This window comes from Paraburkholderia sp. SIMBA_030, from assembly GCF_046535245.1.
In the GTDB taxonomy this organism is placed as follows: domain Bacteria; phylum Pseudomonadota; class Gammaproteobacteria; order Burkholderiales; family Burkholderiaceae; genus Paraburkholderia.
The window spans coordinates 666,415-678,416 of record NZ_JAWRXB010000001.1 but is presented as its reverse complement, the minus strand read 5'-3'; the positions used below and the strand labels follow the sequence as shown (position 1 = coordinate 678,416).

The 12,002-nt window shown below is 60.8% G+C and carries 12 protein-coding genes; 9 read left to right on the top strand and 3 right to left on the bottom strand.

Annotation, left to right across the window (positions count from 1 at the left end; translation table 11 throughout):
- Nucleotides 1-231 precede the first annotated feature (231 nt).
- Complete coding sequence (gene lpdA, locus SB772_RS03015; protein ID WP_410831790.1) at nt 232-2,004, top strand: dihydrolipoyl dehydrogenase; 1,773 nt, start codon at nt 232-234, stop codon at nt 2,002-2,004.
- A gap of 40 nt (nt 2,005-2,044) precedes the next feature.
- On the top strand, nt 2,045-2,332 hold the full coding sequence (locus tag SB772_RS03010; protein WP_410831789.1) for a hypothetical protein: 288 nt from the start codon (nt 2,045-2,047) through the stop codon (nt 2,330-2,332).
- Here the strand turns inward: SB772_RS03010 and SB772_RS03005 are convergent.
- Nucleotides 2,329-2,901, bottom strand: coding sequence for a phasin family protein (locus tag SB772_RS03005; protein WP_341315014.1), 573 nt, complete (start codon nt 2,899-2,901; stop codon nt 2,329-2,331). The two genes, SB772_RS03010 and SB772_RS03005, sit on opposite strands and share 4 nt — an antisense overlap.
- A gap of 775 nt (nt 2,902-3,676) precedes the next feature.
- On the opposite strand from SB772_RS03005, the gene pbpG reads away from it, so the two are divergent.
- Nucleotides 3,677-4,843, top strand: a complete 1,167-nt coding sequence (pbpG, locus tag SB772_RS03000; RefSeq protein WP_410831788.1) for a D-alanyl-D-alanine endopeptidase — start codon at nt 3,677-3,679, stop codon at nt 4,841-4,843.
- A 103-nt stretch (nt 4,844-4,946) separates the two neighbouring features.
- Here the strand turns inward: pbpG and SB772_RS02995 are convergent, their stop codons facing one another.
- A complete protein-coding gene (locus SB772_RS02995) occupies nt 4,947-5,753 on the bottom strand; it encodes an IclR family transcriptional regulator (protein ID WP_410831787.1) in 807 nt (268 codons plus the stop codon).
- 179 nt (nt 5,754-5,932) lie between these two features.
- Between SB772_RS02995 and SB772_RS02990 the strand changes: the two genes are divergently transcribed.
- The gene (locus SB772_RS02990; RefSeq protein WP_410831786.1) at nt 5,933-6,655 is read left to right on the top strand and encodes a (Fe-S)-binding protein; all 723 of its coding nucleotides are present in this window, start codon (nt 5,933-5,935) and stop codon (nt 6,653-6,655) included.
- 101 nt (nt 6,656-6,756) lie between these two features.
- Nucleotides 6,757-8,172 (top strand): lactate utilization protein B, encoded by a 1,416-nt coding sequence (locus tag SB772_RS02985; protein WP_410831785.1) that lies wholly within the window; start codon nt 6,757-6,759, stop codon nt 8,170-8,172.
- Nucleotides 8,173-8,320: 148 nt separating this feature from the next.
- Here the strand turns inward: SB772_RS02985 and SB772_RS02980 are convergent, their stop codons facing one another.
- On the bottom strand, nt 8,321-8,848 hold the full coding sequence (locus SB772_RS02980) for a hypothetical protein (RefSeq protein WP_410831784.1): 528 nt from the start codon (nt 8,846-8,848) through the stop codon (nt 8,321-8,323).
- A 263-nt stretch (nt 8,849-9,111) separates the two neighbouring features.
- On the opposite strand from SB772_RS02980, the gene SB772_RS02975 reads away from it, so the two are divergent.
- From SB772_RS02975 to SB772_RS02960, 4 genes are all read left to right on the top strand, one after another.
- Nucleotides 9,112-9,351, top strand: a complete 240-nt coding sequence (locus SB772_RS02975) for a hypothetical protein (RefSeq protein ID WP_410831783.1) — start codon at nt 9,112-9,114, stop codon at nt 9,349-9,351.
- A gap of 156 nt (nt 9,352-9,507) precedes the next feature.
- Nucleotides 9,508-10,005 carry a low molecular weight protein-tyrosine-phosphatase gene (locus tag SB772_RS02970; protein ID WP_410831782.1) on the top strand — a complete coding sequence of 166 codons (498 nt, stop codon included), beginning with the start codon at nt 9,508-9,510 and terminating at the stop codon, nt 10,003-10,005.
- A gap of 133 nt (nt 10,006-10,138) precedes the next feature.
- The gene (iscR, locus tag SB772_RS02965; RefSeq protein WP_028199491.1) at nt 10,139-10,669 is read left to right on the top strand and encodes a Fe-S cluster assembly transcriptional regulator IscR; all 531 of its coding nucleotides are present in this window, start codon (nt 10,139-10,141) and stop codon (nt 10,667-10,669) included.
- 86 nt (nt 10,670-10,755) lie between these two features.
- Nucleotides 10,756-11,979 carry an IscS subfamily cysteine desulfurase gene (locus SB772_RS02960; protein WP_410831781.1) on the top strand — a complete coding sequence of 408 codons (1,224 nt, stop codon included), beginning with the start codon at nt 10,756-10,758 and terminating at the stop codon, nt 11,977-11,979.
- Nucleotides 11,980-12,002 lie beyond the last annotated feature (23 nt).

Here is a 12,002-nt window from a genome sequence, read left to right as displayed (position 1 = left end):
AGTTGGTTATCCGCGCCTCTTCGTTGAACCTGCTTTCTTATCGGTCTATTAGTGTTGCCCCTGTGCGGGGCGGCGCCTACTTTTCTTTGTCTTCCAAAGAAAAGTAGGCAAAAGAAAGGCGCGTCCTTGGGCGGACGGCAAAGGCTGATTCTGTCCAGGGCGCTGCCAGTTTTTAGGCTGATTTTTTTCTGGTTCTTCCTTCATCAACGATCAATAAGAGAAGGGGACACTATGAGTCTCGTCGAAGTAAAAGTGCCGGATATCGGTGACTTCAAAGACGTCGATGTCGTCGAAGTCAATATCAAAGCGGGCGACGTCATCGAGAACGAGCAGGCGCTGATGACGCTCGAGTCCGATAAGGCTTCCATCGAAGTGCCGAGCGATACCGCCGGCACCGTCAAGGAAGTCCGCGTCAAAGCCGGCGATAAAGTCTCGCAAGGCACGGTCATCGCGCTGGTCGAAACGTCGGCGAGCGCAGCGCCGGCTAAAGAAGCCGAGAAAGCGCCCGCTCAAGCGGAAGCAAAACCGCAGGCGGCACCCGCACCCCAGGCGGCAGCGCCCGCTCCGCAAGCCGGTAGTTTCTCCGGCAGCGCGGACATCGAGTGCGACATGCTCGTGCTCGGTTCAGGCCCCGGCGGTTACTCGGCCGCGTTCCGCTCGGCCGACCTCGGCATGAAGACGGTGCTCGTCGAACGTTATGCAACGCTCGGCGGCGTCTGTCTGAACGTCGGTTGTATTCCGTCGAAGGCGCTGCTGCACACGGCGCTCGTCATCGACGAAGCCGAAGCGCTCGGCGCGCACGGCATCACGTTCGCCAAGCCGCAAATCGATCTCGACAAGCTGCGCGAGTTCAAGTCGAGCGTCGTCAAGAAGCTCACCGGCGGTCTCGCCGGCATGGCGAAGATGCGCAAGGTCGAAGTCGTGACGGGCACCGGCAGTTTCGTCGATCCGCATCACATGGAAGTGCAGACCGACGGCGGCAAGAAAGTCGTCAAGTTCAAGCAGGCGATCATCGCCGCGGGCTCGGAAGCAGTGAAGCTGCCGTTCGTTCCGGAAGATCCGCGTGTGGTCGACTCGACCGGCGCGCTCGAATTGCGCCAGATCCCGCAACGCATGCTGGTGATCGGCGGCGGCATCATCGGTCTCGAAATGGCCACGGTGTATGCGACGCTCGGCGCGCAGATCGACGTGGTCGAAATGCTCGACGGTCTGATGAACGGTGCGGATCGCGATCTGGTCAAGGTCTGGGAGAAGTACAACAGCAAGCGTTTTGCCAACGTCATGCTGAAGACCAAAACCACCGCAGCGCAAGCGAAAGACGATGGCATCTACGTGTCGTTCGAAGGCGAAAAGGCCCCGCCCGAAGCGCAACGCTATGACCTCGTGCTGGTCTCCGTCGGCCGTACGCCGAACGGCAAGCGGATCGGCGCGGACAAGGCCGGCGTCGCGGTAACGGATCGCGGCTTCATCGACGTCGACAAGCAGATGCGCACCAACGTGCCGCACATCTTCGCAATCGGCGATATCGTCGGTCAGCCGATGCTCGCGCACAAAGCCGTGCATGAAGCGCACGTCGCCGCTGAAGTCGCGCACGGCGAAAAGGCGTACTTCGACGCGCTGCAGATTCCGTCGGTCGCCTACACCGATCCGGAAGTGGCGTGGGCCGGCAAGACGGAAGACCAGTTGAAGGAGGAAGGCGTCAAGTACGGCAAGGCAGTGTTCCCGTGGGCCGCGTCAGGCCGCGCGATCGCCAACGGCCGCGACGAAGGCTTCACCAAACTGCTCTTCGACGAAGAAACGCATCGCGTGATCGGCGGCGGGATCGTCGGTCTGAATGCGGGCGACCTGATCAGCGAAATCTGTCTCGCGATCGAAATGGGTGCGGACGCAACGGATATCGGTAAGACGATTCACCCGCATCCGACGCTCGGCGAATCGATCGGTATGGCCGCCGAGTTGTACGAAGGCGTCTGCACCGACTTGCCGCCGCAGAAAAAGAAGTAACGCTGAAGCAAGAACCCGTCCGAATCTGGACGGGCAACGCTTGAGCGAACGCAATAAAAAACGGCGCATCCTGAAAAAGGATGCGCCGTTTTTATATTGTGGCAGTAGAGCAGAGCAGAACGTTTGCCGGCCAGGACGTAAAACACACATCAATCAAGCCGCGGGGAAAAAAAATCCCGGCCTTGCGCCGGGCAAACGATACGCTGTTCAACGTATCGGAGCGTTCGGCCGTGCAGCACCGCGTAAGGTCACGCGGCACTGCCCGGCGCTGCTGCTTTCGATACCGCCGGCCTCGCTCGCGCCAGGCCAACTCGTTGTTGAAACTTAAACCGTCTTCTTGGCCGAGCGCGATGCTTGCGCAGCGGCTTGCGAAGCTGCCTTCGATGCGGCCGTAGCAGCTGCATTGAAGTTGCTTTCGGCGATTTCGACAGCTTGCTTGGTCGCCTTGTGAACCGTTTCGTACGTGGTGTTGGCGGCGGTGATTGCCGACTTCATCACGGCGACAGCGGTTTCCGAGCCGGCCGGTGCATTCTTCGCAACGTTTTCGACGAGCGATTGAATCTTGCGGTTCTGCTCTTCGAATTGCGCTTCCGCGACGCGGGTGAATTCACCTTGCGTAGCCGAAACGATCTCGTACACGTGACGGCCATACGACAGCGCCTTTTCAGCTACCGGCTGCGCGAGGCTGGCTTGCAGCGCCAGCAGTTCCTGCGCGTCCTTCACCGACAGTGCACGTTGCGCATTTTCCTGGCTTTCCGCGAGCGTTGACTTCACGACTTGAAGGTTCAGCTCAACCAGCTTTTCGACGCCTTCAAATGCTTTGGTCGTCAGGCCGAACAACGTTTCAAAGTTGGCTTTCTGGGCTGCAGCGAATTGCTCAGGGGTCAGCAGAGTCATGGTTTACGCTCCTGGATTACGGTCTGTCTGTGCGGACCGCATTGGGTTGATGACGAGACGCATCAATTCGTCTCCTCCGGCGCCGCGATGTTTGTGCATCGCAACAATGGTTCCCATTTTAGGATGCTGACGGGGAATGTCAAGCGCTTTTTGTGCGTTGCACAATATTAAAAAACTGCTTATAAAACAGCAAGTTATGCGGAGAGCATGACACTCGTGTGACGCAGGTCAATTTAGCTGTCGCACTGCACTGGTGCGCAAAGAAATCGCATTTTTTACCGAAAAAGGGGCGGATTCTTGTCGCTGCTCATGGAGGGAGAGCGGGGCGCAGTGTCTTGTGTGGCTGACAAAAATCCACGCTGTTGCACATTCGATGTAAACCGGAAAGTGTCACGGAACGTTAATGCTCTATGCCGGTCGAATGCGCGTCGATTGGTCCTCAGCAGGTATTTAACAGCCTGCGGCGGATCCCCGGCGACGCCCGTTGCGCTGGCGCTTTGCGTGCCAGCGCACCAACCGTACTTCCCCTGATCAAGGTTGTCTCGAAATTGCCGTTATGCTGAAAGGGTCATGTCGATTCCGGCGCATCGCGGCAGCGGCGAGACCAGATACGCGGCGATCATTTTTTTCGATCGGTGCGCGGCACTTATTCGTGTTTTTGCGATCGGAGCTTACAAGCCGGTTTAAGGAGCTCGTATAAGTGCTTAATATTGCTAATTTTTTGTTGTTTTACTACACTTGCGGAAAACCTCTCGCCGCTCCCTAAAGAACACCAATGAAAACCGACATGTTTTCGTCGCTTAAAGTGATCCACGGCGCGGCCCGCAGCACCGCTCTGTCGGTGGCCGCCTCCATGGTCATCGCAGCGGCGTTCGCCACGCCTGTCACCGCTTTTGCCGCAACGCCCGCCGCAACTGCGAAATCCCCTAAACACGCGAAAGCGGCCAGGAAGCCGGCAGCGGCCACCGCCCAAGTGTCGAGCAAGTCGTCGAACGTCACCGCTGCCGCTGCTGGTGACGACGCGCCGCGCGCAAGCGTCAAGCGCAAACGCGTGACTTACTCGTCGAACGGACGCCACCATTCGGTGATGCGCCGCGTCGCGTACGAACCGCGTCAGCCGACCGTCGGCCAGGCCTTCGGTCTGCACGACACGCCCGACGCGCTGATGCTGCGCTCGAGCGTGGCTTACGTGATCGATCAGAACACCGGCGAGTCTCTCTTCGACAAGAACTCGCGCGCCGTGGTGCCGATCGCGTCGATCACCAAGCTGATGACGGCGATGGTGGTGCTCGACTCGAAAGAGTCGATGACCGACCAGATCGAAGTCACGGACGAAGACCGCGACTATGAAAAGAACACCGGCTCGCGTCTGTCGGTGGGTTCGGTGCTCTCGCGCGAAGACATGCTCCACATCGCGTTGATGGCGTCGGAAAACCGCGCGGCGGCGGCTTTGTCGCGTTATTTCCCGGGTGGCCGTCCGGCGTTCCTCGCGGCGATGAACGCCAAGGCCAAGCAGCTCGGCATGACCGACACGCACTTCGAAAACCCGACGGGCCTGACGAGCCAGAACGTGTCGAGCGCTCGCGACCTGGTGAAGATGGTCAACGCGGCGTATCAGTATCCGATGATCCGCAAGTTCTCGACCGACCACAGCTACGAGGTGTACACCGGCAAGCGTTCGCTGGCGTATAACAGCACCAATGCACTGGTGCGTAATCCGACGTGGGACATCGGCCTGCAAAAGACCGGTTTCATCAACGAAGCGGGCGAGTGCCTCGTCATGCAGACGACCATTCATGGCCGTCCGATGATCGTTGTGCTGCTCGACTCGTTCGGTAAGTACTCGCGCTTTGCGGACGCAACGCGTCTGCGCACGTGGCTCGATAACGGCGGCGACCAGCCGCGCATCACCAGCGCGGATGCCGGCGGCGCGGGCACCTGAAGCACTCGGCAGCCGGTTTTCGGACCGGCGCTCGAGGACACAATCAGGGAAACAAAAAAAGCCTCGCAGATGCGAGGCTTTTTTATTGATCGGAACGGCCGGCTTACGCGTGCTGCGAATGCGGCTGCTGTTGCGGTGCCGGCGGCCGATAACCGAGCGACTCGGAAATCATCAGCGCCGTCTGGCTGAGCTGCCCGAGCCACGAATCCTGCAAACGATCCGCCGGGGCGGACAGCGACAGGCCCGCAACCAGCTTGCCGGTGTCGTCGTAAATGCCTGCCGCGATGCAGCGCACGCCGAGTTCCAGTTCTTCGTTATCGCGCGCGCAGGCTTGCTGGCGCACATGCGACAGTTCGCGCTCCAGCTTGGTCAGATCGGTGATGCTGTTTTGCGTATGACCCGACAGCCCGGTGCGGGTGGCGTAGGCCCGCACGCGGGTCGATTCGTCGGCGGCGAGGAACAGCTTGCCCACCGAGGTCAGATGCAGCGGCGCCCGGCCACCGATAGCCCGCACCACCTGCATGCCGGAACGTTCGGAATAGGCGCGTTCTATATAGACGATCTCGTCGCCCTGGCGCACCGACAGATTGACCGTCTGACCAGTTTGACGATGAAGCTCGCGCATCGGCGTGAGCGCCGCGTCGCGCACGGAGAGCCGCGCCTTCACCAGGTTGCCCAGTTCGAGCAGGCGCATGCCGAGGCGGTAAGTGCCGGGGTCCGACCGGTCGACCAACCGGCACATCACCATGTCGTTCAGGATGCGGTGCGCGGTGGACGGATGCAGCTCCGTGCGGATCGCGAGTTCTTTCAGGCTGACCGGGTCGCTATGCGCAGCGAGTGCGTCGAGCAAGCGCATCATGCGTTCGATCACCTGGATCGAAGTTTTGGGATCCGGGTTCGTATCGCTCATAGGAGGAATCGGTTGACGCGTCAAACAGCAGAAAAACTGATTGTATCTCGTATCGTGAAAAAAGCGAACGCCGTTGGACGGCCTATCCAATTTGAGCGGCGTTCGTCTTATGCCCTCCGGCCGTTGGTATTGTGCGGTAAACAGCGGATAATCAGGGACGTTTTTCCGAAGGAGGGTTCATGCGAGTCGGATTGTTCGTCACCTGCCTGATCGACCTGATGCGTCCGGAGATCGGTTTTTCGGTCATCAAGCTGATCGAGGGCGCCGGTTTTGAGGTGGTGGTGCCGCCCGCGCAAACCTGTTGCGGGCAGCCCGCGTACAACTCGGGCGAACGGCGCATCGCGCGCGATCTGGCCGAAAAGACCCTGCGCGAATTTGAACAGTTCGACTATGTGGTCGTGCCGTCCGGCTCGTGCGGCGGCATGATTCGCGCGCACTACGGCGACCTGTTCGCCGACGACCCGGAGTTGATGAGCCGCTTCGGCCGGCTGCGGCCCAAGGTGTTCGAGTTGACCGACTTCCTCGTCAACGTCGCCAGGGTGCAATTGCAGCCGGGGGAGTTCGCGGGGCAGGTCACGTACCACGATTCCTGCTCGGGGCTGCGCGAACTCGGCGTCAAAACCCAACCGCGCGCGCTGCTTGCGCAGGTTGGCGTGGCGGTAACCGAAATGAAGGATTGCGAGCATTGCTGCGGCTTTGGCGGCACGTTCGCGGTCAAGTACGGCGACATCTCGACGGCGATCGTCGACGAAAAATGCGCGAATATCAGTGCGAGCGGCGCCGGCACGGTCGTGCTCGGCGACCTCGGCTGCATGCTCAACATCGAAGGCCGTTTGCGGCGCACCGGCGACACCGCCACGCGCGTGCTGCACATCGCCCAGGTGCTGGCCGGCGACGCCTGAAGGCGCTCGACGCATGCCGTTTCGCGCACTTCCACTTCATTTCGTGCATTTCATCTCGTGTACTTCATTTCGCGCACTTCTCGAATACGCACAAGGCCGCCATGCAAGTCCAATCGATGCAATTCAAGGCCCGTGCGGGTCAGAAACTCGCTGATCAACGCCTGCAGCAGAACCTCACCAAGCTGTCGACCAAATTCGTATCGGCCCGCGCCGCGGCCATTACCGCGATCGATTTTCCCGCCACCCGCGCGGCTTTGAAGGAGCGCCGCGATCGCGCACTGGACAACCTCGATGTCTGGCTCGAAACCTTCGAACGCGAAGCTGCCCGGCGTGGCGTTACGGTGCTGTTTGCCGAAACGACTCAGGAAGCGGCGCGTGTGGTCGGCGACATTGCGCGCCGGCACGATATAAAGAAGGTGATCAAGACCAAATCGATGGTCACCGAGGAAATGCGCCTGAACGAAGTGCTCGGGCAGATGGGCGTGCAGTCGATCGAAACCGATCTGGGTGAATACATTCTGCAAATCAACGGCAACGAGCCGCCGAGCCACATCATCGCGCCGGTCGTCCATAAAGATAAGGACGAGATCGCCGACCTGTTCGCGAAGACGCACGATCGGCCGCGTCTGACCGAGATCACCGACATGACTCGCGAAGCGCGCGAGATGCTGCGTCCGCACTTCATGACCGCGGACATGGGCGTGACGGGCGGCAACTTCGTGGTGGCGGAAACCGGCTCAGTGGTGCTGGTCACGAACGAAGGTAACGAGGGCATGTGTACGGTGATGCCGCGCGTGCATGTGGCGGTCACCGGCATCGAGAAAGTGCTACCTACGCTGGAGGATCTGGCCACTGCAATGCGTTTGCTGCCGCGCTCGGCAACCGGTCAGGCGACATCGAACTACTTTTCCGTGCTGACCGGGCCGCGCGGTCCGGGCGATCAGGACGGCCCCGAGCACATGTACGTGGTGCTGGTCGACGGCGGGCGTACTGGACTGATCGGCGGCGACTTCCAGGAGATGCTCCGCTGTATCCGTTGCGGCGCGTGTATGAACCACTGTCCGGTGTATCAGAAAGTGGGCGGCCACACGTACGGCTGGGTCTATCCGGGGCCAATGGGGTCGGTGTTGACGCCGAGTTATGTCGGACTCGACAAGGCGCTGGACCTGCCGCAGGCCGCGACCTTGTGCGGCGAGTGCAATAGTGTTTGCCCGGTGGGGATTCCGTTATCCGATCTGTTGCGCAAACTGCGCGAGAAGCAGGTGGAGCGGCGGTTACGGCCTTGGCAAGAGCGGGTGGGGTTGGCTGTCTGGGGCTTCCTCGCGTTGCATCCGGATGCGTATGCGCTCTTCACAAAGCTCGCCGTGCGCGTGCTGGAGCAGATGGGCAGGCGCAATCGTTTGATTTCGAAGTTGCCGCTGGCTGGCGCGGGCTGGACTAATACGCGCGATATGCCTGCGCCGGTGGGCCGCACGTTCCGTGAGCTTTATGCGGCGCAGCGCAGCCATCTCGGCTGAGTCAGCGGCTCCATTGCCGTGCGTGAGGCGAGTGGCGCGCGGCGTCACTGGAGTGTGAGGCATTGCGCTGTACTCCATTGCGATGCCCGTTCGGCAGTGGCGCCGCGGACTTGCGCTTGCGCGCCACGGCACCATGCGACGTGACGGATCAATGGTCCGTCATCCCCCCTGACTGACGGCCGGCAACGCCTCTCCTCACATCCGAGTTGCCACCGTTGCCGCGTCCACCGACGTTACCTGCTTGTTGCGGAGGCGGGCCGCTCGAGCCCGGGCGTGCCGCATTCGACCCGCCAGGTCCCCCGGGGCCTCCGGCAGCACCTTGCGGCGGAGGCCCGCCGCGCTGGCCGCCGCCATTCGGCTGACCATGCCAGCCACCGTTATCGCCATGGTTCCCGTGGTTGCCGTTATCCGGCCGATCCCGGTCCCAATGTCCCGGATAACCTCGATAGCCCGGACCCGGCCCATAGTAGCGGCCCGGGCCGTCGTAGTAGCCTGGACCCCAGTAGTTGCCATAGCCCATGTAGACATTGGTTTGCGGCACGACGGGCACCCCGTTGGCATAGCCGTCGTAACCGTCATAGCCGTTGCCATACATCGGCGTGCCGTCCGGATAGACGGCACAGCCGCCCAGCAAGGCAGCGACGGCGAGACCGACGAGTGTAGCAATGCGTTTCATTTTGTGGATCACTTGCGAAAGTGCATAACAATAAGACAGTTATTATCGCCAACCGTCGCGTCAGCTTTGTATGTGTTTGTAAGGATTTATTTTCTGTGCCATGCATGTAGAGATGCGCCGCGAAACAGTCAGTGAACTGTTTCTCTCCGCGCAACGCTGTATCTCGCGCCAGTGCGTTTTTTTCGATTGTTTTTTTCTATAGAATTTTGACTGGGCATAGCGGGTCACGAACTCATAAGCCCCTAATCGGAAGAAACGACATCATGAAAAAGACGATATCGGTGTACTGGCCATTCGCCATCGTTGTGCCGCTTGCCGCGGCAGCCTACCTGCACATTTGCGGCGACGCCGCCTCGCGCGCGCCGCAAGCCCCGCTCGCCGCGGATCAATTGACCGCTGAACTCGCACGCGCCGTCTCGTACGGGATGGTTGGCGACGTCGCGACGCTGCCGGCCAGACCCGCGCGTGTAGTTACGTCGCTCCCCGTCGAGCAAGCGTCGTAAGCGGGCAGGCGTTGCGTTATCAGGTACCGCGTACGCATCACAGCAGGCTGAGCCGGCGCTACGCAGCGCCCGGCGCGATCCGGCGCCGCTTTGTATAATCGCGGCACAGTTTCCTAACCTGTTACTCCGCGCGAGCGTCGCGCCAGAAAGCCCCTGATGAAGACCGTGTCGATTTGCTTTGTCTGCCTCGGGAACATCTGCCGTTCGCCGACCGCGGAAGGCGTGATGCGGCATCTGGCGGCTGAGGCGAATCTCGCGGAGCGCATTTTGATCGATTCCGCCGGTACGGGCGACTGGCATCTCGGGCAACCACCGGACGACCGCGCGCAGCGTGCCGCCGGCCAGCGCGGCTACGAATTGGCTGCCTTACGCGGGCGCCAGGTCGCCGCGGCTGATTTCGAGCGCTTCGATTTGCTGATCGCGATGGACGACAAAAACGTCGCCGCGCTCAGCCAGATCTGCCCGCCGGCACAGCGCGACAAAATCCGTCTGCTGATGGAATTTGTGCCGGAAACGGACAGCCGCTGGGGTGGCGCCCGCGAAGTCGTCGATCCGTATTTCGGCGGCCCGGAAGGCTTCGAGCAGGTGCTCGATCAATGCGAAGCAGCTTGCCGTGGTTTGATTGCAGCGCTCCGCCCCCAATTGGTGCCCTGAACGTGCACCGAGGCTTCGTTGGGCGTATCTAGTAATTAAGCAAATGACCCAAATTGCGATAGGGATACTTGACTAAATCGCTCATGTATTTATACTTGACCAAACTTGTCGAGAATTGCGGTTCCCACACCATATGAGACTCACCACGAAAGGCCGTTTCGCCGTCACGGCGATGATTGACCTGGCACTGCGCCAGGAGCAGGGCCCGGTGACGCTTGCGGGTATCAGCCAGCGCCAACATATCTCCCTGTCGTACCTCGAGCAGCTGTTTGGCAAGCTGCGCCGTCACGAAATCGTCGAGTCCGTGCGCGGACCGGGCGGTGGCTACAATCTGGCCCGCCGCGCTGAAGACGTGACGGTGGCCGACATCATCATCGCGGTCGACGAGCCGCTCGATGCCACCCAATGTGGCGGCAAGGGCTCGTGCGAGGGCACCAAACAGCATGACGGCCACTGCATGACGCACGAATTGTGGTCGACGCTGAACCAGAAAATGGTCGAGTACCTGGATTCGGTCTCCCTGAAGGATCTGGTCGATCAGCAGCGTTCGCGCGAAGGCGCCCCAGCGGTGTTGCGCGACCGGCGCAACGAGGCGCCGGCGGTCGAACCCGCACGCGTGGTGCCGAAAGGGCCTAATTCTGTTTTCAACATGGCCGGTTCGTAGGGCGCGGCGAGTCGCCTGCTTGCGAACTCGCCGCAGCCTGATCAGGAACCCAGAAGCCAGAGCACATGACGTCCCCGGAGCGATAGATGAACAACGACATTCCCCACCTGCCCATTTACATGGACTACAGCGCTACGACCCCGGTCGATCCGCGCGTGGTGGACAAAATGATTCCGTACTTGCGCGAGCAGTTCGGCAACCCCGCATCGCGTAGCCACTCGTATGGCTGGGACGCGGAGCGTGCGGTCGAAGAAGCGCGCGAGAATGTCGCTGCGCTGGTGAATGCCGATCCGCGCGAAATCATCTGGACCTCGGGTGCGACTGAATCGGACAACCTCGCGATCAAGGGTGCCGCGCACTTCTACAAGAGCAAGGGCAAGCACATCGTCACGGTGAAGACCGAGCACAAGGCCGTGCTCGACACCTGCCGCGAACTCGAGCGCGAAGGCTTCGAAGTCACCTATCTGGATGTGAAGGACGACGGCCTGATCGACCTCGACGTGTTCAAGGCCGCGCTGCGCCCCGACACGATCCTGGTCTCGGTGATGTCGGTGAACAACGAGATCGGCGTGATCCAGGACATTGAAGCGATCGGCGAAATCACCCGTGAAAAGGGCATCATTTTCCACGTCGACGCTGCGCAAGCCACCGGCAAGATCGAAATCGATCTGCAAAAGCTGAAGGTCGACCTGATGTCGTTCTCGGCGCACAAGACGTACGGTCCGAAGGGTATCGGCGCGCTGTACGTGCGCCGCAAGCCGCGTATCCGCATCGAGGCGCAGATGCACGGCGGCGGTCACGAGCGCGGCATGCGTTCGGGCACGCTGGCCCCGCACCAGATCGTCGGCATGGGCGAAGCGTTCCGTATCGCACGCGAAGAAATGGCGACGGAAAACGAACGCGTGCGCATGCTGCGCGACCGCCTGCTGCGCGGCCTGTCGGAAATGGAAGAAGTGTATGTGAACGGCGACATGGAAAAGCGTGTGCCGCACAACCTGAACATCAGCTTCAATTTCGTCGAAGGCGAATCGTTGATCATGGCGGTGAAGGACGTGGCGGTGTCGTCGGGTTCGGCTTGCACGTCGGCGTCGCTGGAGCCGTCGTATGTGCTGCGCGCATTGGGTCGTAACGACGAACTGGCGCACAGCTCGATCCGCTTCACGGTGGGCCGCTTCACGACCGAGCAGGATGTCGATTACGTGATCAACCTGCTGAAGACCAAGATTTCGAAGTTGCGCGACTTGTCGCCGCTGTGGGAAATGCACAAGGACGGCATCGATATTTCGACCATCCAGTGGGCAGCGCACTGACGCGCCAGTTTGTGAACGTCGAA

Excerpts from the sequence above, each read along its gene's own strand:
- lpdA (WP_410831790.1), top strand. The coding sequence starts at position 232 with ATGAGTCTCGTCGAAGTAAAAGTGCCGGATATCGGTGACTTCAAAGAC.
- SB772_RS03005 (WP_341315014.1), bottom strand. The coding sequence starts at position 2,901 with ATGACTCTGCTGACCCCTGAGCAATTCGCTGCAGCCCAGAAAGCCAAC.
- pbpG (WP_410831788.1), top strand. The coding sequence starts at position 3,677 with ATGAAAACCGACATGTTTTCGTCGCTTAAAGTGATCCACGGCGCGGCC.
- SB772_RS02995 (WP_410831787.1), bottom strand. The coding sequence starts at position 5,753 with ATGAGCGATACGAACCCGGATCCCAAAACTTCGATCCAGGTGATCGAA.
- SB772_RS02990 (WP_410831786.1), top strand. The coding sequence starts at position 5,933 with ATGCGAGTCGGATTGTTCGTCACCTGCCTGATCGACCTGATGCGTCCG.
- SB772_RS02985 (WP_410831785.1), top strand. The coding sequence starts at position 6,757 with ATGCAAGTCCAATCGATGCAATTCAAGGCCCGTGCGGGTCAGAAACTC.
- SB772_RS02980 (WP_410831784.1), bottom strand. The coding sequence starts at position 8,848 with ATGAAACGCATTGCTACACTCGTCGGTCTCGCCGTCGCTGCCTTGCTG.
- SB772_RS02975 (WP_410831783.1), top strand. The coding sequence starts at position 9,112 with ATGAAAAAGACGATATCGGTGTACTGGCCATTCGCCATCGTTGTGCCG.
- SB772_RS02970 (WP_410831782.1), top strand. The coding sequence starts at position 9,508 with ATGAAGACCGTGTCGATTTGCTTTGTCTGCCTCGGGAACATCTGCCGT.
- iscR (WP_028199491.1), top strand. The coding sequence starts at position 10,139 with ATGAGACTCACCACGAAAGGCCGTTTCGCCGTCACGGCGATGATTGAC.
- SB772_RS02960 (WP_410831781.1), top strand. The coding sequence starts at position 10,756 with ATGAACAACGACATTCCCCACCTGCCCATTTACATGGACTACAGCGCT.